The sequence below is a fragment of the Psychroflexus longus genome (assembly GCF_020164595.1).
Taxonomy (GTDB): domain Bacteria; phylum Bacteroidota; class Bacteroidia; order Flavobacteriales; family Flavobacteriaceae; genus Psychroflexus; species Psychroflexus longus.
This window is the reverse complement of record NZ_JAIQZE010000040.1, coordinates 1-255: the sequence shown is the minus strand read 5'-3', so window position 1 is coordinate 255 and position 255 is coordinate 1. Positions and strand designations below refer to the sequence as shown.

Sequence of the window (255 nt, the reverse complement as noted above, 5' to 3'; positions counted from 1 at the left end):
TACTTCCGTAAACACCGCACTTTCATCATTTGAAAATAATGTAGAAAATAGTTTGGCTTTTCAGCTTGAAGTTACCAAATCTACCATTCAATCCTCAAAGCTTGCTGATGCTGAAGGAAATAATGCCAAAAACTCTCAGGTTACTGAAATTTCATCGTCATACGTAAATCAGTTGGCTAAGGCAGAGTTGAAGTTCCTACCCAATTTAAGAATTGCTTCAAATCTTCTGAGCAACGAATTGAAAGAAGATTTGAT

The 255-nt window shown here is 35.7% G+C and carries 1 protein-coding gene; it reads left to right on the top strand.

All coding sequences use genetic code 11. The annotated features are described in order from the left end of the window. Window positions 1–255: hypothetical protein (locus tag LB452_RS13490; RefSeq protein ID WP_224462256.1), on the top strand; the 255-nt coding region annotated here is incomplete at both ends.